Source organism: Actibacterium sp. 188UL27-1, from assembly GCF_016901225.1.
Classification (GTDB): Bacteria; Pseudomonadota; Alphaproteobacteria; order Rhodobacterales; family Rhodobacteraceae; genus 188UL27-1.
In genome coordinates this window covers 73,231-92,530 of sequence record NZ_JAFEUL010000004.1, presented here as the reverse complement: position 1 = coordinate 92,530, position 19,300 = coordinate 73,231, and the positions used below count along the sequence as shown (strand labels likewise).

The following is a 19,300-nucleotide window of genomic DNA, read 5'->3' as shown; positions in this document are numbered from 1 at the left end:
CCTTGGGATGCGGTGCCGTGGTCGGGCGGGTGGACGGATCGTTAGGGGCCGAATGCATCCATTTGGTTAAAGGTCGTATTCGAGTCGTCTTTGACCGATTGCATGGACACATGGGTGGAGGTGCTCGCGACATGCGGGAGGGCGGAAATGACCTCTCCCAGCACCTGGCGGTAGCTTTTGATATCGGTCGTGCGCACCTTGAGCAGATAATCGAAGGCGCCGGCGATCATGTGGCATTGCTCGATTTCGGGCACGGCGCTGACGGCGCCATTGAACGCGGTCAGCGCCTGTTCTGTGGTGTCCTGCAAGCGAACCTCGACAAAGGCGATATGGTCCCGCCCCAACTTGCCCAGGTTGAGCTGCGCGCGAAACCCCAGGATATAGCCCTGACCCTGAAGCCGCTTGAGCCGGATCTGGCACGGGGTTTTCGTCAGGCCGACCTGTTTGGCCAGATCGGTGATCGACATGCGGCCATCCCGCGACAGGGCGGCGAGAATGCGCAGATCAAACGGGTCAAGTGTGCTGGGTTCGGCGGCAGTATCGTTCATTTCGACTGAAACTCGCGCATAAATTAGGAAAACGGCATGTTTATCTGCGATCTTTAGCCAGATCGCCCAGAAAAATCCATATAGGTTGAAAACAGACCCCAACGGGAGGCATTGCCATGGTCGATCTGCTGTCTCGCCGCACCCGCATTCGCGGCGCCCATCTGGAAGAGGACCAGGCCGTATTGGCCCGCCTACAGGCCGAAGCGGCGATTTCGACCGATGACCGGGCGCGCGCCGTCGCCCGGGCGACCGACCTGGTCCGCAAGATCCGCACCCATGCCGATCCGGGATTGATGGAGGTGTTTCTTGCCGAATACGGGCTGTCGACCAAGGAAGGCGTGGCGCTGATGTGCCTGGCCGAGGCTTTGTTGCGGGTGCCCGATGCCGACACGATGGATGCGCTGATCGAGGACAAGATCGCGCCATCGGCCTGGGGCAGCCATTTGGGCAAATCAAGCTCGTCGCTGGTCAATGCGTCCACCTGGGCGCTGATGTTGACGGGCAAGGTGTTGCAGGACGGCGACGGGGTCGCCTCTGTCCTGCGGGGGGCGGTCAAACGGTTGGGCGAGCCGGTGATCCGGGTCGCCGTCAGCCGCGCCATGAAGGAGCTGGGGGCGCAGTTCGTGTTGGGAGAGACGATCGACAGCGCGGTCAAACGCGGGGCCAAGCGTGCTGCGCAGGGTTACACATTCTCCTATGACATGCTGGGCGAAGCTGCGTTGACGGCCTGTGATGCCACGGGCTTTTTCGACGCCTATGCCGATGCCATTTCGCGGTTGGCGCCCCATGCGACCAGCGATGACATCCGCAACAATCCCGGCATCTCGATCAAGCTATCGGCATTGCATCCCCGCTATGAAACCGCCCAGTGGGACCGGGTCATGGCAGAGCTGGTGCCGCGTGTCCGAACACTGGTTCAGCAGGCCAAGACCGCCCATATGGGCCTGAACATCGATGCGGAGGAGGCGGACCGGCTGGATCTCTCACTCGATGTGATCGAGGCGGTTCTGCGCGATCCGGATCTGGCGGGATGGGACGGGTTCGGGGTTGTGGTCCAGGCCTATGGCAAGCGGGCCGGGCCGATGCTGGATTGGCTTTATGACCTGGCCACGGATCTGGACCGCAAGATCATGGTGCGGCTGGTCAAGGGCGCCTATTGGGATACCGAGATCAAGCAGGCGCAGGTCATGGGGCTGACAGGGTTTCCGGTTTTCTCGCGCAAGGCCGCGACCGACATGTCGTATCTGTGCTGCGCCCGCAAGCTGCTGGCCATGTCCGACCGGATCTACCCGCAATTTGCCACCCATAATGCCCACAGCGTGGCTGCGATCCTGGAATTGGCCGAGGATCCGACCGCGTTCGAATTTCAGCGCCTGCATGGCATGGGCGAGGCGCTGCATGACGTGGTGTTGGCGGGCAATGCCACACGGTGCCGGATCTATGCGCCCGTGGGCGCCCATCGCGACCTGCTGGCCTATCTGGTGCGGCGCTTGCTTGAGAACGGGGCCAACAGCTCTTTTGTGAACCAGATCGTGGATCCGGAGGTTCCGGCGGAGGTTGTGGCCGCCGATCCGTTTCCAGCCGCGATGGCGACAGAGGCAGCGACCGTCGTGACGCTGCCCGCGCAGATTTATGGAAACGCGCGGCGAAATTCCCATGGCTGGAATCTGCAGGACCCGGCAGATCAGGCCGCCATCGACGCCGCGCGCGCAGGCTGGGCCGGTCACACCTGGCGCGCCACCCCGATGCTGAGCACTGCGGTAGAAGAAGGCGATACGACGCCTGTGAACAACCCCGGCTTGCCCCGGGACCATGTGGGCAAGGTTCAGTGGACACGCCCGGCAGAGGCACAGCAGGCCATCGCAGCGGCCCGCCCCTGGACCGATACCGCCCGGGGGCGCGCCCGGATCCTGACCAAGGCGGCAGACCTGTATCAGGACCACCATGGCGAATTGTTCGCGCTGCTGACCCGAGAGGCCGGAAAGACGCCCCTGGATGCCGTGGCCGAATTGCGGGAAGCTGTTGATTTCCTGCGGTATTACGCGGCGCAGGCCGTGGTGCTGACAGACCCGCCGCGCGGTGTTTTCACCTGCATTTCGCCGTGGAATTTCCCGTTGGCGATTTTTACGGGGCAGATCGCGGCGGCCCTGGCGGCGGGCAATGGGGTGCTGGCCAAACCGGCGGAACCCACCAACCTGATCGCCTGCCGGGCCGTGGCGCTGCTGCACGAGGCTGGCGTGCCCCGCACCGCGCTGCAGCTGCTGCCTGGCACGGGGGCGGAAATTGGCGCCGCACTCACCTCGGATCCGCGGATCGATGGGGTGTGTTTCACAGGATCGACCGCCACGGCCCATGCGATCCACCGCGCGATGGCGGCGCATCTGCCGCCAACCGCACCGCTGATCGCGGAAACCGGCGGGCTGAACGCCATGATCGTGGACAGCACCGCCCTGCCCGAGCAGGCGGTGCGCGATATCGTGACCTCGGCCTTTCAATCTGCGGGACAGCGCTGTTCGGCTTTGCGGATGCTATACCTGCAGGAGGATATCGCCACGCCGTTTCTGGCGATGCTCTACGGTGCGATGGACGAACTGACCGTGGGCGATCCGTGGGCCTTTGCCACCGATCTGGGGCCGCTGATCACGCAGACGGCGCTGGATGAAATCAGCGCGCATATCGACGGGGCCGCAGCGGAGGGACGGGTTTTGAAACACTGCCCCGCCCGCAGCGGCGGCTTTGCCTTGGGGCCCGCGGCGATCAAGGTGGGCGGTATCCGCGATCTGGGCGGCGAGGTTTTTGGCCCGGTCCTGCATATCGCCACCTACCGGGCGGAGGATCTGGACGCGGTCATCGATGACATCAATGCCACCGGATATGGCCTGACCTTTGGGCTGCATTCGCGGATCGACGACCGGATCGCCCATGTGACGGACCGGATCGAGGTGGGCAATGCCTATATCAACCGCAACCAAATCGGCGCGGTCGTGGGCTCGCAACCCTTTGGCGGTGAGGGGCTTTCGGGAACGGGGCCCAAGGCGGGCGGGCCGGATTATGTGGCACGCTTCACGCGGCCCAAGCGGGTGGTGCATGGCGCGGCACCCGGGACGGTGGCCGATGCCGATCAGGTGCAGCGGTTGCTGGACGCCGCGGGACCGGGCCGCGATGTGCAACGGACCGTTTCGCTGCCGGGACCCACTGGCGAATCCAACCGCCTGTCCTGGCTGGGGCGCGGGGTGATCCTGTGCCTGGGGCCAACGGCGCAGGATGCCGCCGACCAGGCCGCCCGTGTCACAGCCCGCGGATGTGCAGCGGTGATCGTGGCACCGGGGGCCATCGGCAGCCATGCGGTGGATGGCACCCTGGCCCGCGATGCGCTGGCCCGCTTGAACGGCTTTGACGGGGTGGCACTGTGGAGCGATGACGATGACCTGCGCCAGGTGCGCCGGGCCCTGGCGGAACGAGATGGCGCGATCCTGCCCCTGATGGCCGAGGAGGACCTGGAGGAGCGCTGTATGCTGGAGCGTCATATCTGCATCGACACCACCGCAGCGGGCGGCAATGCCAGCCTGTTGGCGGCCGCAAGTTAGCCACGGCTCTGGAAGCTACCCCAGCGGCGACAGGGCGGATTTGGTCAGCAGCTTGGAGCGGCGCAGGTCGTTGACGGGATAGGCGTCATCCTCGACCAGTTGGCTGACCGCGAAATCCGGTTCCATCATCTTGAGCTGTTTGACGATGTCACGGGCCTGGTCCATCCGCCCCGAATGGACGTAAAGCGCAATCAGGTAGCGCAGCGGTGGGTGGAAAAACGGCGACGTCGCTGCGGACCGGCGGGCCCAGACCAGTGCTTCATCCACCAGGCCGTTGGTGGTGGCGGTCATGGCGCAGCCCATGTCGAACCAATGGCCAAACGGTGTGTTGCCTGCGATGTGGCGGGCGCGGACCTGGTTGCGATGCGCCTTGTTCAGGCGACCATTGTAAAGGGCGGCCATGCTCAGGCAGTCCCATGCAAAGGGATTTGCCGGGTTGGCCTGAACGGAGCGTTCCGCATATTCCAAACCGCCATCATCGTCGCCTTGCAGGATCAGAGCGGCATTTGAACAAGCGGCGAGCACCATGGAATTCATGGGTTCCAGTTCAAAAGCCCGGCGCGCCATGTCGCAGGCTTCCTGCTCGTAATCATCCGGCAGCCCGTCATGGCGTTCGATCAGCATGACGATCCGCAAGAGCACCCGCCACGCCAGATACACCCCGCGGGGATGCAGATCGAAGGCGGTGGAAAGCATGCCATCGGCGACGAGCTGTTCGGATTTCTTCATGGAAAAGAGCTTGCGCAGACCGATCCGGGCAAGCACGGCGGCGTCGAACCCTTCATTGCCCAGGCGCGCGGCGGTATAAAGTGCCTCTGACACGCCTTCGGTCGCTTCATGCACGAGGCGCAGCACATCTTCGCTGTCGACGGGGGGCGCGCCGGCGGCTTGGACCAGCTTGGAGCCGGACCACAGCTGAACGCCCTTTGCCCCCTGCTCCATCGAGACGCGCAACCCCGCCATGCCGGACTGGATACTGGCCCGAGTGCGCAGCACGAAATCGGGTTCCACCGGTTTGCACGCATCGCCCCGCATCACATGAACGCTGATCTGTTCAGACAGGGACCGTGCCACGGCATCGGCGAAGTGATCTGCGAAAAACCCTTCCATCCCAGGTGATTGCGCGGTTTCGTTCACCATGAGCAGCCGCCGTTTTTTCAACCGGGTCGGGGCGGTGACCTCCCGCGCGGCGGCTTCGCTCACCTCGACGGATTGATGGGCGCGCATGCGGCTGCGCTGGACCCGGAGCCATTCCTCGAACTCCTCATCGCGCACATCGATCCCTTCCAGGAATTCGGGCTGCGTCTCTGACGGGGCGGTATGGGTGATCAAGACACGTACAGGATCAAAGGCCACGGTCTTGCGATTGGCGATCAGGCAATCCTTGTGCGGCCCCAGAACGCGCCGCATCTCTGTCAGGACCTGGCGCAGGCTGGCAGATCCCTGGGGGCGGCCCCGGTCGCTCCACAGCTTGTCCTGCAGCCATGTGCGCGACCGCGACATCCGCATGCCCGTTGCCAAAAGTGCGGTCAGCCCCTGCGCCTTGGCCGAGCGGGGGGTCAGATCGGCCCCGTCCGGCGCCAAGACCCGCAGCGGACCGTAAAGCTCAATGCGCACGACATCAATCACGGGGCGGCCCCCAAGGCAGCAAGACAGGTCATGTGCGCGGTATTGATCGTTTGACGGTCAAGGTCCGTATTCCCCCAGTCACCCCACGTCCCGTGAATTTATCGTCAATAACAGCGCTTTGTCTATCAAGGACTGGTGCGCGCGCGGCCCTTGAACAAGCGTTTCCCCCACGAAAACTGACAGCGCAGCACGGGGGAATCGTCATGGCGACCAGCGGTAAGATGGGCAAGATGGGAAAAATGGGGAAGATGGGCAAAATGGGAAAGATGGGCAAAATGGGAAAGATGGGCAAAATGGGGGGCGATGATGGCCCTGATCATGCTGGCAGCCCCTCTTCCACACTGCTGAACGATGCCCTGAATACCACCCGTGACGGCACGTTGGGCTATTGGGATGGCACGCCCAGTTTTGACCCGGCATTCCCATTCAGCGACACGCCGGATGATATTTTGTACCTCGAAGCGGATATCCGGGCGCGTCTTCTGGAATATGCGCTGATGTCCAATGTCACGGTCACGGGCACCTCGACCGCCAAAAAGAGCGACGGTTCGGTCACATGGGGCGTTGCGACATTGAACGGCAATGGCAGCCCCATTGTGACGATCAACCAGCCCAAGCCCAGCCATTTCAAGACGCAACTGGCCTGGCTGCGGACCTATGCCGACCTGCGCGATGACCGGATGGCGGAAATCTCGATCCAGTTGGAGGACGGCATCTCGTTCTTTGGGGCGCTGGCCCATATGGACAACCAGCGCCGGGCCCGCACCGCGGATCTGCTGGATGTGGTGGAACGCCTTGCGGTTTTTGCCGAAATGCAGGTCAAGCATATGTGCCGCACCCCGCGGCCCATCGATTTTGCCATCGAAGTGCAACCGATGATCCAGACGCCCGACCATAGCAGCTTTCCCAGTGGTCATTCCTGCGAAAGCTTTGCCGTGGCCACCGTGCTGCACCGGCTGATGACAGGCGAAAGCGCCAAGGACGGGGTGACCAAGCAGGCCCATCCGTTCCGCGTGGCCGAACGCATGGCCGCCAACCGGACCGTGGCGGGTGTACATTTTCCGTCAGACAGCGCGGCGGGGGCCGTGCTGGGATGTGCCATCGGCGAATATGTCCATGCACTGGCCCAGGGGAAAACCTTTAAAAGCCCCCTGCCCGGTTTTGCGGCCGGATCTGGCAAGGGTGACTTTGGCGATGCGGATGACTTTTCGCTTGACTGGCTGGCAGGTTTGGTGGCCGAACCCAAGCTGAAGAAAGACGGATCGGCGGATAACACGATCCTGGCCACGGCCTGGAAATTGGCCGAAGACGAACGCCGCAGCACTGCGACGCGATAAGTGGATGGCTCTCCGGCGCGGAGACCCTGCACCACGGCCCGCTCGGATCGGCCACGGCATCCCCTGATCCAAACAGCGCGTTGTTCTGGATCTTGCGTCACCAAACCATGGAAGACGGCCCGGTATGGGCCAGCTTCCTCGTTTCGTGCGAGCGCCAGCCCAGAAACGCGTCAGCTGCGTTTGCGGGGCACACGCCCGGCGGTAGACGGGGCGCTGGCGGCAACGCCTGCCCCCAATCGGCGGCGCGAGGATGAGACCGGATCGGGCCTGAGGATCTGATCGATGATCTGCGCCTTGCTGACCTGTGGCGTCGCGGTGAGCACGTCGACCACGGCACGCGTGGCTTGAGGTGCCGCGGCGCTGGTGCCCGACAAGGTAGCCGCCCCGCCGGAAAACGTGCCCGCCGCCAGGACCCCTTCAAGCATCCGGCCCTCCTCCGACACATAGGCAAGGTCGGGGTCACGCCCGTTGCCGCCGCTGGACGTATAGCGGGCCGGCTGCCGCGCAGTGGTGCTGTCACGGCCAAACCGGGTGTCATCCGCATGGGCACCGCCGATGACAAACATGTTGTCACTGGCGCCTGTGGTAAAGGCCGACAGCGTGCCCCGCCGCGTCACGGCAGAGCGGGCGCGGGGTCTGGTGTAGCTTTGGGTGACACGGTCCCGCGCGCCCATCTGGGCATCGTCGATAAAGGATTGGCGCCCATAGATCGGGTATCCCGACGGCGTGTCATCGCGTTGCACATCGACCGCCACATCCATGGTGGCGCCGCGCTTGCCGCGATTGGCGACTGTTACGCGGTAGGTCCCGGCAGGTGCGCTGCGCCCCGGCAAACCGGGCGTGGCTGTCGGCGCCAAAGCGATGGTGACGCGCATCAACCCCGCATTGGCCGGAGCAGGCTGCACATAGACCGCGCCGCGCGGTGCTGCGCCGCCCGCCCATTGCCACAGCTGCGACGTTGCGCTGCCATCCAGTTTGACCGTTGCCGCTGGCCCCGATTGCGGCGTCAGCGTTATCGTGCAGGGCGCGCCTTTGGGCACGCGAAGCTCCAGGTAGCTGATGCTTTGATCGCCGGCCTGCACCTGCCAGTCGAACCCTTTGGCCTTACCGCCCCGCACCCGGAACGCCCCGGTGAGTTGTGCGCGAAAGGCATTGCCCGAAGGCAGGACCACCTTTGTCGGCACCCCTTCGGCAGAGCGGGCATCGATCAGCCGGGCCATCTCGCGTTCCAGAAAGCCTGACCCGTTTTTAGGGCCAGCCGTCACGCCGTAACTGAGATTGATGACCACCGGCACGCGGATCGGGCCGTTGGCACCGGGCCAATGGTCCACCCAGTCGAGGATACGCTGCAAGGCTTGCAGGATATAGGTGTCCAGCCGCCCGCCCGTCGTTTCAATCGTCGCCAAAGGTGGCAGTTCCACCGCGACCAGAGGGTGGTCTTGAGCGTTCAAAGTGTCACACGGGGCGCCGCCTGCCAGATCCATCACATGGGTTCCGTGGGTTTGCATCATGGCAAAGGGGCGCCGGTATCCGCGGCGCATCACGGGTTGATCCCCGTCGATGCGCACCGGACGCAGGGCGCGGTAAAAGGCATCTTCCGTGGGCGATGCTGCAAGCATATTGTTGATCTGAGCCGCGTCATATTCACGGCCCAGCATGACACCGGCCCCCGGGGCGGATGTATTGACCTCTTCCAGCGTCTGTAGCCAGTATTTTTGGATACGGGTGGTCGTGCGATCTGCGCGAAACCGTTCATTGGCGATGCCGATTGCATCATCGATGACAGCCGTCACGACCGGAGCGTCCGCCACAGGATGCGCGGATGCCTCTGGCAAAGCCCCAGCTTGTGCTGAAACATCACTGCCGGGGACGGCGATGCCCACATGGATCACCTCATAAACCGGGGCGTCGCCTGGCAGGGAGAGCGGCGTGTAGCTGTCCATCTCGGGCCGGTAGACAAACAAATGATCATAGGGGGCGGCGGAGGTGTCCGCCGCCTCCCGCGCGATCACGGTTTTGAGGCGCCGCACCGCATCGCCTGCCATGGCAACGGTTTGCCCGACCCCTTTCGCCATATGATCAAGCAGGGCCAGTGCCGCGGGGGTAAAGGCGCCGGATCCGTCAGGGCACAGCCTGATATAGACCGGCTGCCACAGGGTGGCCGCATCCGCCATCGGGGGGCGTGTGGCGTAATCCCAATCTTCATAGGGTTCGACAATGTCCGTCGCAGTGCCCTTGAATGCCGTCTTCCGTTTGGTCCATTTCTGCATGCCATCCCCCAATTCGCGCCATATGCCTTGGCCAACCCTGCCTGCAAGCAGCCGCACCCGACAAGGCGCAGGCAAAGTTTTACGATTATTTAACGGAGCGGCACAGAGGGTCAGGCCTTTTGACAACGGCCATCACATTGCGACATGGGCGGCCGTTGATCCGTTCATCTCATCTATGCGCGACCTGCCAGCAAAGTCAGGCAAATGGTCAGGTGTCTACCTGCGGAGCTGAACACCTAGTTGATGACCATCAGCCGCAATTGTTCTGCTGCATCCTGCAGGAGCGGCAGATACGCCTTGAGTTCGGCCAGGCCGTTGCGCTGGATCGGAGCGTGGACAGCGAGCGTGGACAAAAGCCGCCCCATATCGTCCCAGACCGGCACGGCGATAGCGGCCATGCCATCCATGAATTCTTCATCATCGGTGGAATAGCCCTGGCTGCGGATGCGTCTGATCTCTTCGGTCAAGAGATCGGTATCGGTCTTTGAATTGCGCGTATAGGGCTTCAATTCCGCCGCCGCGAGATATGATTTCAAGTATCGCGGTTGCAGGGTCGACAGATACATCTTGCCGCTGGCCGTGCAGTGGAACGGCACATGGGACCCGACGGGCAACTGGATCCGCAAGGGCCACTTGGTTTCGACCCGATCCAGATAGACCATGTCATCCCGGTCGGGCACGGCGATGTTGCAAGTCTCCCCGATGCTGTCCGCCAGCATCTTGAGGATGGCCAAGCGGGCCATCCGGATATGGCGCGCCGACAGGGTGTTGATCGACAGGCGCCGCAGCCTGCGACCGGGGCTGTAGGACCGTCCATCCAGGTCGCGCTGCAGAAACCCCTCATCCTCCAACCGCCGGAACAGACGGTGGATGGTGGGTTTGGGCAGCCCCAGATTGGCATTCACCTCAGTCGGAGTGACCGGCTCCCCTGCCCTTACGACTTCTTCCAAGAGCAGAAGAAGCCGCAAGTTGGTCGGTATCTGGTCGGTCTTCGCAGCTGAGCCGTCTTCGGCCATAGAAAACTCCCTATCTGTTTGGCAGCAGCGCCAGGGCCAGTTGGGGCGTCAGCGAAACCAGGATCCAGATGCTGATCAAAGCCACCAGGTACGGAACCGTGTAGCGCAACAACCGGAAATACGGCACACCGGTCACACCACTGGCCACATAGAGGTTCAGACCATAGGGCGGTGTGATGAAACCGATAGACGCTCCAACCAGGAAGATCACCGAGAAGTGGATGGGATCGATCCCGACAGAGGCCGCAATGGGCGCAAGGATGGGGGCGAGAATAATCGTGACCGGCAGACTTTCCAAGATCATGCCAGAGACGAACACGATGATCATCGCGGTGAACAGCACGGCATAGTAGCCGCCCATGGAGGTGACGAAATCGCCGATGACCTGCTGGGCCCCGAGCAGCGACAGAATCTGCTGCATGACAACCGACACGGCGATCAACGGCGCAAGAATGCCAGTGATCTGGGCCGAACGGACAACGATGGACGGGATCTCAAGCGGGGTAAAACCACCGACGACGAACATGGAGGCAAAGCTCTTTTCCGAGACCGGTTGATCAGGATCGGCCCCCATCACCTTGTTCAGGGGCCAACAGATCATGCCGACGATAACGCAGAACCCGACGGTCACGCCCGCCGCCTCTGTCGGGGAGAATTTGCCGGTGTAGATGCCCCACAGGACCAGACCGATGGCGAAAAAGCCCAGCCAGGCACCAAAGCCGGTTTTCAGCACCCGCGTCAGCTGCAATGGGATCAGATATCCCCAGCCATTCATCGTGCAGATGATCCAACAGGCCACCTGCATGGCGATGACCATCAACGCGCCCGGAATGATCCCGGCCACGAACAGGTCCGAGATCGGAAGGTTCATCAGGAAGCCATAGACGATAAAGATGATCGATGGCGGAATGATGATCCCGACCGTTCCACCTGCCGCCGCCGTGGCCGCAGAAAAGCGTTCGTCATAGCCGCCCTTCACCATTTCCGGGTGCAGCATGGAGCCGATCGTGGCCGTGGTGGCAGAGTTCGACCCGGAGATCGCCGCAAACAGACCGCACGCCCCCAGGCTCGCCATGGCGAGACCGCCGCGGAGCCAACCGAGGCAGGCATAGGCGAAGTCCGATAATCGCCGAGCGATCCCGGACTTGTTGATCAAGTCACCGGTCAGGATAAAGAGCGGCATCGCCAAAAGGGCAAACCCCTTATTGAACACGTTCAGCAGCTCCGCCCCCATATTGTCGAGCGTCAGCCCCATGACAAAGCTGCAACCGATCACCCAGTAGATGATCACCAGCAGAACGGGGACGCCCAGCATGAACAGGAACGTCACGGTGATAGAGATAATGGTGACCCAGGTGCCCTGATCCATCACGCATCCCCCCCGATGACGGTTTGTTTGATCAGCGGTTCGCCGGTTCGAAAATTGTGCAGATCCTCGATCAAATTCTCCAGCACGCGCCCGGCCATCAGGACAAAGGCGACGGGCACCGTGATGATGAAGTACCACTGCAGCAAATTGTCGGTCCCCAGGACGATCTGGAAGTTGGCGGCGGAGTTTGCCGTGACCCGCGCCGTGGTGGTGACCACGATGACGCAAAACCCGAACCAAAGAACGGCATCCAGGATCAGACAGCCCATCTGCAACGGCCGGGGCATGTTGGTGCGGAATTCGCTAAAGCTGAGATGCGTGCGCAGCCGCACGTTATAAGAACAACCGAACCACGCCATGACCATGAACAACAGGGGCGGGATCGTTGTGGACCAGGGGGGCTGACCATTCAGGTAGAACCGCTGGATGACACCGGCAAAGATGATGCCCGCGATCACAAGATACGTGTAGACGATAATAGACCGTTCCAGATTTCGGTCCAGCCACGGGATGAGACGGTACAGACCTATCGTCGCGACCGCACCAAGCGCCGTGACAACGCCAAAGACAATCCAGACGCCGCTGCTTCGAAATGCGGTTTGCATCTCAAAGGAATCAAACGTCGTGATTGATGCAATCACCGCACCTGCTTCTGCCCAGATGGACATCGCAACTCCCCCGTTTTTGTTCTAATGCCGCGTTTGACGCGGTCTGTTGGTCAGAAGGCCGGTCTTTTTGCGGACCGGCCCCTTTCTTGTTAGATCCGGTCGGATCAGCCTTTCCACCAGCGGCGCGGCTCGACATTTTCGGGCAGCATATCCGCATCAACTTCACGCGCGATATCGTAGATTTCCTGGTAGGTGTCGATGCCACCGGCCCATCCGTTCAGACGCTCGCGCCACTGCTCCCACAGTTGCGGCTGGAATTCGGGTGAACACATCTCTTCGGCCACTTTTATCTCCGCGTCCTCTAGGAAGGCGATCCGGACGTTGTTTTTGGCAAAGATCGTGTCAGGCAGTTGCGGGTCAGAATATCCCACTGTCTTGACCAGCGCGGCCTCGTTGGCGGCCTGAACATGGACCTGCGCCCAGTAGGCACTTTCCATGACAGCGTCCTGCAAATAACCCTCAAGGCCGTCAAAGACGGATGCATTCATGGCGGTATGCTCGGTGCCGCAGAAGAACTTGAGGTCGACCGACTGCGACACAACCGGCGACATGTTGGCGTAAGCCACGGCCGAGGCCCAGGTCTCTGCCCCGTCGATCAGGCCCTGCTTCAGACCATCAAGCGTTTCCTCCCATGCAACAGGCACGGGGTTCAGGTTCAAGGCCTGCATCGCGATCCGGCCCAACTGGGTGCCGGTGACGCGGTTCTTGGTGCCGAACATCTCTTCGACTTTGGTGATGGTCGGCTTGTCCTGCCAGGCGAGACCCATCTGGATGCCGCGCAATTCGCAGTGGCTGAACAGGAATTTAAGGCCATGGCGCTGCTCAAACGGATCGCGCAGGATCTTGACGGAATCCGGGTGGTACAAAAAGTGGTACTGCGACGCACGGCCCGGGAACATGTAGGCGTAGTCCAGCACGTTCAGGTAAGGGGCACCACCGGCAGAGTTTTGGGTAGAGGCCGCATAGATATCGACGATGCCCTGCTGGGCTTTCTCCACACAAGAAGGCTGGTTGCAGATCTGGTTGTCGCCAATGAATTCGATCCGGATCTCGCCATCGGTGCGGCTTTCCAGGTCGCGGGCAAATTCCAGGGCGCCGGCCCGCTCGATCAACAGGTTGCGCGCGTTGAAACCGGCGGCGCCGAACTTCAGCGTGTGCTTGGCTTCTTTGGAAAAGCGACGCTCATAGGTCGACTCCGCAGCACTTGCCAGATTGGCCAGGCTCATCGCGCCCCCGAAGCTGCCCGCAGCCAGTAATGTCGAGCTCAGCCCGTACTGCCCCGACAGTTTCATAAGGTCACGCCGCGTAATACGGCCCAGTTTATCACCTACACCCATAGTCGTTCCTCCCGATTGGTGTCGTGTTATTGAGACTTTTGGTTTCAAAAAATACTAGTCGGCAAAAGCGGTTTTGTATACAGTTTTTTGAAATGTGAAAAATAACGAATGGGGGGATGTCCAATGGATGCAGATTTCGTGGTGGTCGGCGCTGGGTCGGCCGGATGCGTTCTGGCCAACCGTCTGAGCGCGGACCCATCCGTCAAGGTGATCCTGCTGGAGGCCGGCGGACGCGACCTCAACCCGTGGATCCATGTCCCCGTGGGTTACTTCAAGACCATGCATAATCCCTCCGTCGACTGGTGCTACAAGACCGAGCCCGATCCCGGCCTGAACGGTCGCTCCATCGACTGGCCCCGTGGCAAGGTGCTGGGCGGATCGTCGTCGTTGAACGGGCTGCTCTACGTCCGGGGGCAAGCGGAAGACTACAACCGCTGGCGGCAGATGGGCAATGTCGGCTGGGGATGGGATGATGTGCTCCCCCTTTTTATCCGGGCCGAAAACAACGAACGCGGCGCCGATGCCTATCACGGCGATGACGGGCCGCTCTCGGTCTCAAACATGCGGATCCAACGCCCGATTTGCGATGCCTGGGTGGCCGCGGCGCAGGCTGCCGGTTATCCGTTCAATCCCGACTATAACGGAGCAGAGCAAGAAGGGGTGGGATATTTTCAGCTGACCACGCGAAACGGTCGGCGCTGCTCTGCCGCGGTCGCCTATCTGAACCCGGTGCGCAGTCGGCCCAACCTCAAGATCATCACCCGCGCCCATGTGCAAAAACTGCTGATGGATGACAGCAAAAAGATCACCGGGCTGACCTATGCGGGCCGTGACGGGCTGACCAAAACGATCCATGTCCGGCGCGAGGTTGTGCTGTCTTCGGGCGCCATCGGTTCGCCGCAGATCCTGATGCAGTCGGGCATTGGTCCGGCAGATCACCTCAATCAGAACGGGATCGAGGTGCGGCACGATCTGTCCGGGGTGGGTCAGGGATTGCAGGATCACCTTCAGGCCCGGCTGGTCTATAAATGCAACGAGCCAACCCTGAATGACGAGGTCCGCAGCTTGGTCAACCAGATGAAGATCGGCCTGAAATACGCGTTGTTCCGCGCAGGTCCCATGACGATGGCCGCGAGCCTGGCGACCGGTTTCATGAAAACCCGGCCCGAGGTCGAAACCCCCGACATCCAGTTCCATGTGCAACCCTGGTCGGCTGACAGCCCCGGTGAGGGCGTTCATCCGTTTTCGGCGTTCACCATGTCGGTCTGTCAGTTGCGCCCGGAAAGCCGTGGGGAGATCCGGCTGAACGGGCCTGACCCAAAGACATATCCCAAAATAATACCGAACTATCTGTCGACCACGACGGATTGCCAGACGATCGTAGAAGGGGTCAAGATCGCGCGGCGGATCGCGCAGCATGCCCCCCTCGCCTCGAAAGTGTCGACTGAGTTCCGGCCCGATGCGAGCCTGGGCATGGATGATTACGACGGCACGCTGGATTGGGCGCGCAGCAACAGCTCCTCCATCTATCATCCGGCTGGAACATGCCGGATGGGGTCCGGCGATCAGGCCGTGGTGGATCCGACCCTGCGGGTGATCGGCATTGACGGGCTGCGCGTGGCCGATTGTTCGATCATGCCAGAGATCGTGTCGGGCAATACCAATGCGCCCGCGATCATGATCGGCGAAAAGGCAAGTGACCTAATGATGGCCTCCTGACACGCGGAGGGTCAATCGGGGTGACATCGCGGCCCATGTAAAAAGAGCCGGGCATCAGCCCGGCCCTTCCCCTAACACCCAACCACCACGGTTACTCGTCATAATCCGCCACCAGCACGTGGCGCTGATCCTGTCGTACCGTGCAGGTGATAACACGGTCACAACACCTCACGGTTGAATGCAAAGATCTTTGCTAAAATTGGCGCCATTTCGGCCAGGGGTTGCAAGCGGCTCGCCGCGCCGTCGGCAAGTTCACGCCACGGCAAGCTGGACAGGGGGGCCACCAGGCGCCTTTGTAACCCTCGAAAGGCTGACTAAATACAGCAAGTCAGACAGAACAGGCCGATCCATGCCCGCCAAAACCAAAACCGCCTTGCTCGACTCCGCCGAACGCTCTGCCCGATCCCGGGGCTTTGATGGGTTCAGCTATGCCGATCTGGCGGCTGAAGTGGGCATCCGCAAAGCCAGCATTCACCACCATTTCCCGACAAAGGCCGATCTATCCGTCGCCTTGATGGAGCGCTACACCCAAGAGTTGAAAGAGCTTTGCCATCGGATTGAAACAACCGAAGTAACAGCCAGCGGCCGGTTGCAGGCGTTGATCCACCAATATCGGGAGGCCCATAACAATGGTAAGAGCCTGTGCCTGTGCGTGTCGTTTTCCGCCAGCCGCGACAGCCTGAACCAAGATGTGATTGCTCAGCTCAGGCGGTTTCGCGGGATGGTTCTGGCCTGGATGGAGGCAACGTTTGCCTTGGGTCAGACCGATGGCACCATTCAGGCTGTGGAGGAACCGCGGCTGGAAGCATCGGCCATGTTGGCCACCCTCGAAGGCGGTCAGTTGGCGGCCCGGGCAGAGGAAGACCCCGACCGGTTCAAGGCGGCCATAGCGCTTTTGCTTCGTCGGCTGAGCTAAGGGCCTATGCCGTCAGGTTGTCCAGATCGGGCCGTGGCAACGCCTTTAGCCAGCGATGTACCAGGTCGCGGCACATCGTCCCGCTCCAATCCGTTCCCATCAGGCTCGCGGCCTCCGGTAGGTGCTGCAATGCGGTGCGGCGCCAATGGTGAAGGACAAGGATCCGCAGCCCGAGCCGCTCCAAAGGCGGCAGATCCGGCCTTGGTATGGGATGACCCGACAGAACGCTGTGCAATGCCGCATATCTTTGCGTGATCTCCGCCGCCATCACCCGCCCGGTCACCCAGCGCGGCAGGGTCTGGGCGTTCACGCGCGCCAACAGGGTGTCCTGATCGGCGGGCGGGCGGCTGGCCAGAAGGATCCCGGGCGCGACAGGCAAGCTATCCGGGTCAGGATCGGCAAAGCTGGCCGGGTTCGGAATGGTCAGCCACCATTCTGTCCCCGCGGGGACAGTCGCGCGATAGATATGGCCGGACACGTCCAGCGTTTCGGCCCGCCCCCGGTCGCTGAGCCGGTATTGGCTGGTCCGCCCGACCTTGTCCGCCGTCAGCCACCCATCCTTGCGCAGACGGTGAAGGGCGACGCGCAGCGCCTCGGGCCGAAGACCGATCTCTGACCCGATCAAGGTCAGGGTTGGCCCGGGGATATGGGCGCCATCCGTTGCGGCCATATCGCCAAACAGCGTCACCAGGACCGACCAGACCTTGAGATCGCCAAACGTGGTCAGGTCTTCCTTGATCGACGTGGCGGTGACAACACTCATGCCACCAGTCTAAGGCAAAGCCCCGGTGACGTCAGTAGCGGTTCATGGTCAGCAATTGATATTCCGCAACGGAATCGTCGTCCTGGTTGGTCAGGATGACGTGCCAGCGCACTTCACCGTAGTCTTCCGTGCGCTTTGTCTTTTTCTTTACGGTCAGTTGAACCTTGATCGCATCACCCGGCGCCACCGGTTTCATAAAACGCAACTCATCCAGCCCGGTATTGGCCAGGACCGGCCCTTCTGCCGGTTCGACGAAAAGCCCCGCCGCAAAGGATAACAGCAGATAGCCATGGGCCACCTGTCCGGGAAAGAACGGGTTCCGCTCCGCGGCCGCGGCATCCATGTGCGCGTAAAACGTGTCGCCCGTGAATTCGGCAAAATGGGTGATGTCCTGCAGGGTGACGGTGCGGCTGGCGGTTCGTATCGTCTCCCCGATCTCAAGGTCGTGGAAACCCCGCGTGAACGGGTGGTGGGGTTTGCTCACCGGTGCCGTGCCCGGAACCCAACTGCCGCCGATGGCGGTTAGGATGTCGGGGCTGCCCTGGATCGCGGTCCGCTGCATGTAATGCATGACACCGCGGATGCCGCCCATCTCTTCTCCTCCGCCGGCGCGACCGGGACCGCCATGGACCATGTGCGGCAGGGGTGCGCCATGGCCCGTCGCCTCTGCCATCGTGTCCCGGTTGTCAAAGTAGAGCCGCCCGTGGAAGGCCCCTGCCCCCAGCGCGACGGCACGGGCCACCTGGCTGTCATGGGTGATGACCGAGGCGACCAGACTGCCCTGCCCCCGATTCACCAGCGCAACCGCATGGTCCAGATCGCGGTATCCCATGACGGTCGCGACGGGGCCAAAAGCCTCCACCTCATGGATCTGTTGCGCGGCGTCGGGATCAGGGCAGTGATAGAGCATTGGCGGAACAAACGCGCCGCGGGTGGCATCGGCCCCCTGCACCGCGAAGTTGCCCGGATCTCCGTACAGTGCTGTGGCCTCCCCGGCGATCAGGGCGGCCTTGTCCAGCACATCGCGGCGCTGCGCCTGGGACACCAGCGCGCCCATCTGCGTCTCGGCGGCGCGGGGATCTCCGATCACCGTCTGGCGCAACCGATCCGTGACGGCGGCGCCAAGCGCCTCCACCCGCGCATCGGGCACGATGATCCGGCGGATTGCGGTGCATTTCTGACCGGCCTTGGCCGTCATCTCCCGGTGGATCCCGGTGACGAACAGATCGAATTCGGGTGAACCCGGATCGGCATCGGGGCCAAGGATCGTGGCGTTCAAACTGTCCTGCTCTGCAATGAACCGGACCGAATTACGCATCAAGTGGGGCTGGGATCGCAGCTTGAACGCGGTATTGGCGGACCCGGTGAAACTGACCACATCCTGGCATGTGAGGTGATCCAGCATGTCGCCCAACCCGCCCGAAACAAGTTGCACCGCCCCGTCGGGCAACAGGCCACTGTCCAGCATGATCCGCATCGCATGTTCGGCGACATAACTGGTTGCGGTGGCGGGTTTGACGATGGCGGGCATACCGGCCAGCAGGGTCGGCGCCAGCTTTTCAAGCATGCCCCAGACGGGGAAGTTGAACGCGTTGATATGAACCGCAACCCCCTGGAGCGGGGTGCAGATATGCTGACCCAGAAAGGTGCCACTACGGCTGAGTTGCTCAACCGCGCCGTCCAGATAGACATGGCCATCCGGCATCTCGCGCCGCCCCTTGGAGGCAAAGACCAGCATCGTGCCGATGCCGCCATCGATATCGATCAGGTGGTCGGCCTGGGTGGCACCCGTCGCAAAGGACAGGTCGTAAAGCACCGGCTTGTGTTGCGCCAGATCCAGGGCCAGCGCCTTGAGCATCCGGGCCCGGTCATGGAAGGTCAGCGCGCGCAAGGCCGGGCCGCCAACCCGCCGCGCATGATCAAGCATTCCCGCGACCTCCAAGGCGCCATCGCCCGCGCGGGCGATGATGTTGCCGGTCACGGCATCCTCGATCTCCCGTGCACCCGATCCCGGCGGGACCCAATGCCCGGCTGCAAAACTCGCGATATCCCGAATGCCCATACTGTCCTCCATCCCGTTCCTGCAATTAATTGACCAAGCGGTCGGCTTATGCAACGGTTCTGGAAAACAAGGTTGCGTC

13 protein-coding genes are annotated in these 19,300 nt (G+C 62.2%); 4 read left to right on the top strand and 9 right to left on the bottom strand.

The features are described from left to right. Window positions 1–41: 41 nt before the first annotated feature. Window positions 42–548: an Lrp/AsnC family transcriptional regulator gene (locus IU397_RS07340; protein ID WP_204412066.1), complete on the bottom strand. Its 507-nt coding sequence runs from the start codon at window positions 546–548 to the stop codon at window positions 42–44. A 116-nt stretch (window positions 549–664) separates the two neighbouring features. Here IU397_RS07340 and putA point away from each other — a divergent pair, with 116 nt between their 5' ends. Continuing rightward, window positions 665–4,135, top strand: coding sequence for a bifunctional proline dehydrogenase/L-glutamate gamma-semialdehyde dehydrogenase PutA (gene putA, locus IU397_RS07335; RefSeq protein WP_204412065.1), 3,471 nt, complete (start codon window positions 665–667; stop codon window positions 4,133–4,135). A gap of 15 nt (window positions 4,136–4,150) precedes the next feature. Here the strand turns inward: putA and IU397_RS07330 are convergent, their stop codons facing one another. Then, a complete protein-coding gene (locus IU397_RS07330; protein WP_204412064.1) occupies window positions 4,151–5,764 on the bottom strand; it encodes a hypothetical protein in 1,614 nt (537 codons plus the stop codon). A 203-nt stretch (window positions 5,765–5,967) separates the two neighbouring features. Here IU397_RS07330 and IU397_RS07325 point away from each other — a divergent pair, with 203 nt between their 5' ends. After that, on the top strand, window positions 5,968–7,101 hold the full coding sequence (locus IU397_RS07325) for a vanadium-dependent haloperoxidase (protein ID WP_204412063.1): 1,134 nt from the start codon (window positions 5,968–5,970) through the stop codon (window positions 7,099–7,101). Between the two features lie 170 nt (window positions 7,102–7,271). On the opposite strand, the gene IU397_RS07320 is transcribed toward IU397_RS07325, so the two are convergent. From IU397_RS07320 to IU397_RS07300, 5 genes are all read right to left on the bottom strand, one after another. Then, window positions 7,272–9,371 carry a S8 family serine peptidase gene (locus IU397_RS07320; RefSeq protein ID WP_204412062.1) on the bottom strand — a complete coding sequence of 700 codons (2,100 nt, stop codon included), beginning with the start codon at window positions 9,369–9,371 and terminating at the stop codon, window positions 7,272–7,274. A gap of 236 nt (window positions 9,372–9,607) precedes the next feature. Continuing rightward, window positions 9,608–10,387, bottom strand: coding sequence for an IclR family transcriptional regulator (locus IU397_RS07315; RefSeq protein WP_204412061.1), 780 nt, complete (start codon window positions 10,385–10,387; stop codon window positions 9,608–9,610). Window positions 10,388–10,397: 10 nt separating this feature from the next. Then, window positions 10,398–11,756 (bottom strand): TRAP transporter large permease, encoded by a 1,359-nt coding sequence (locus IU397_RS07310; RefSeq protein WP_204412060.1) that lies wholly within the window; start codon window positions 11,754–11,756, stop codon window positions 10,398–10,400. Next, a complete protein-coding gene (locus IU397_RS07305) occupies window positions 11,756–12,424 on the bottom strand; it encodes a TRAP transporter small permease (protein WP_204412059.1) in 669 nt (222 codons plus the stop codon). The genes IU397_RS07310 and IU397_RS07305 overlap by 1 nt, the downstream gene beginning before the upstream one ends. Before the next feature lie 104 nt (window positions 12,425–12,528). Continuing rightward, window positions 12,529–13,761: a TRAP transporter substrate-binding protein gene (locus tag IU397_RS07300; protein WP_204412058.1), complete on the bottom strand. Its 1,233-nt coding sequence runs from the start codon at window positions 13,759–13,761 to the stop codon at window positions 12,529–12,531. A 123-nt stretch (window positions 13,762–13,884) separates the two neighbouring features. On the opposite strand from IU397_RS07300, the gene IU397_RS07295 reads away from it, so the two are divergent. Together IU397_RS07295 and IU397_RS07290 are read left to right on the top strand one after the other, a co-directional pair. Further along, window positions 13,885–15,480: a GMC family oxidoreductase gene (locus IU397_RS07295; RefSeq protein WP_204412057.1), complete on the top strand. Its 1,596-nt coding sequence runs from the start codon at window positions 13,885–13,887 to the stop codon at window positions 15,478–15,480. 349 nt (window positions 15,481–15,829) lie between these two features. Further along, window positions 15,830–16,396, top strand: coding sequence for a TetR/AcrR family transcriptional regulator (locus IU397_RS07290; protein ID WP_204412056.1), 567 nt, complete (start codon window positions 15,830–15,832; stop codon window positions 16,394–16,396). 4 nt (window positions 16,397–16,400) lie between these two features. Here the strand turns inward: IU397_RS07290 and IU397_RS07285 are convergent, their stop codons facing one another. Both IU397_RS07285 and paaZ read right to left on the bottom strand, forming a co-directional pair. Beyond that, window positions 16,401–17,159, bottom strand: a complete 759-nt coding sequence (locus tag IU397_RS07285; protein ID WP_204412055.1) for a hypothetical protein — start codon at window positions 17,157–17,159, stop codon at window positions 16,401–16,403. A gap of 31 nt (window positions 17,160–17,190) precedes the next feature. Then, on the bottom strand, window positions 17,191–19,221 hold the full coding sequence (gene paaZ, locus IU397_RS07280; RefSeq protein ID WP_204412054.1) for a phenylacetic acid degradation bifunctional protein PaaZ: 2,031 nt from the start codon (window positions 19,219–19,221) through the stop codon (window positions 17,191–17,193). Window positions 19,222–19,300 lie beyond the last annotated feature (79 nt).

What these genes read in the sequence shown, in the direction of transcription:
- putA (WP_204412065.1), top strand. Translation starts at nt 665, where the DNA reads ATGGTCGATCTGCTGTCTCGCCGCACCCGCATTCGCGGCGCCCATCTG.
- IU397_RS07305 (WP_204412059.1), bottom strand. Translation starts at nt 12,424, where the DNA reads ATGTCCATCTGGGCAGAAGCAGGTGCGGTGATTGCATCAATCACGACG.
- paaZ (WP_204412054.1), bottom strand. Translation starts at nt 19,221, where the DNA reads ATGGGCATTCGGGATATCGCGAGTTTTGCAGCCGGGCATTGGGTCCCG.
- IU397_RS07290 (WP_204412056.1), top strand. Translation starts at nt 15,830, where the DNA reads ATGCCCGCCAAAACCAAAACCGCCTTGCTCGACTCCGCCGAACGCTCT.
- IU397_RS07285 (WP_204412055.1), bottom strand. Translation starts at nt 17,159, where the DNA reads ATGAGTGTTGTCACCGCCACGTCGATCAAGGAAGACCTGACCACGTTT.
- IU397_RS07325 (WP_204412063.1), top strand. Translation starts at nt 5,968, where the DNA reads ATGGCGACCAGCGGTAAGATGGGCAAGATGGGAAAAATGGGGAAGATG.
- IU397_RS07320 (WP_204412062.1), bottom strand. Translation starts at nt 9,371, where the DNA reads ATGCAGAAATGGACCAAACGGAAGACGGCATTCAAGGGCACTGCGACG.
- IU397_RS07295 (WP_204412057.1), top strand. Translation starts at nt 13,885, where the DNA reads ATGGATGCAGATTTCGTGGTGGTCGGCGCTGGGTCGGCCGGATGCGTT.
- IU397_RS07340 (WP_204412066.1), bottom strand. Translation starts at nt 548, where the DNA reads ATGAACGATACTGCCGCCGAACCCAGCACACTTGACCCGTTTGATCTG.
- IU397_RS07300 (WP_204412058.1), bottom strand. Translation starts at nt 13,761, where the DNA reads ATGGGTGTAGGTGATAAACTGGGCCGTATTACGCGGCGTGACCTTATG.
- IU397_RS07310 (WP_204412060.1), bottom strand. Translation starts at nt 11,756, where the DNA reads ATGGATCAGGGCACCTGGGTCACCATTATCTCTATCACCGTGACGTTC.
- IU397_RS07315 (WP_204412061.1), bottom strand. Translation starts at nt 10,387, where the DNA reads ATGGCCGAAGACGGCTCAGCTGCGAAGACCGACCAGATACCGACCAAC.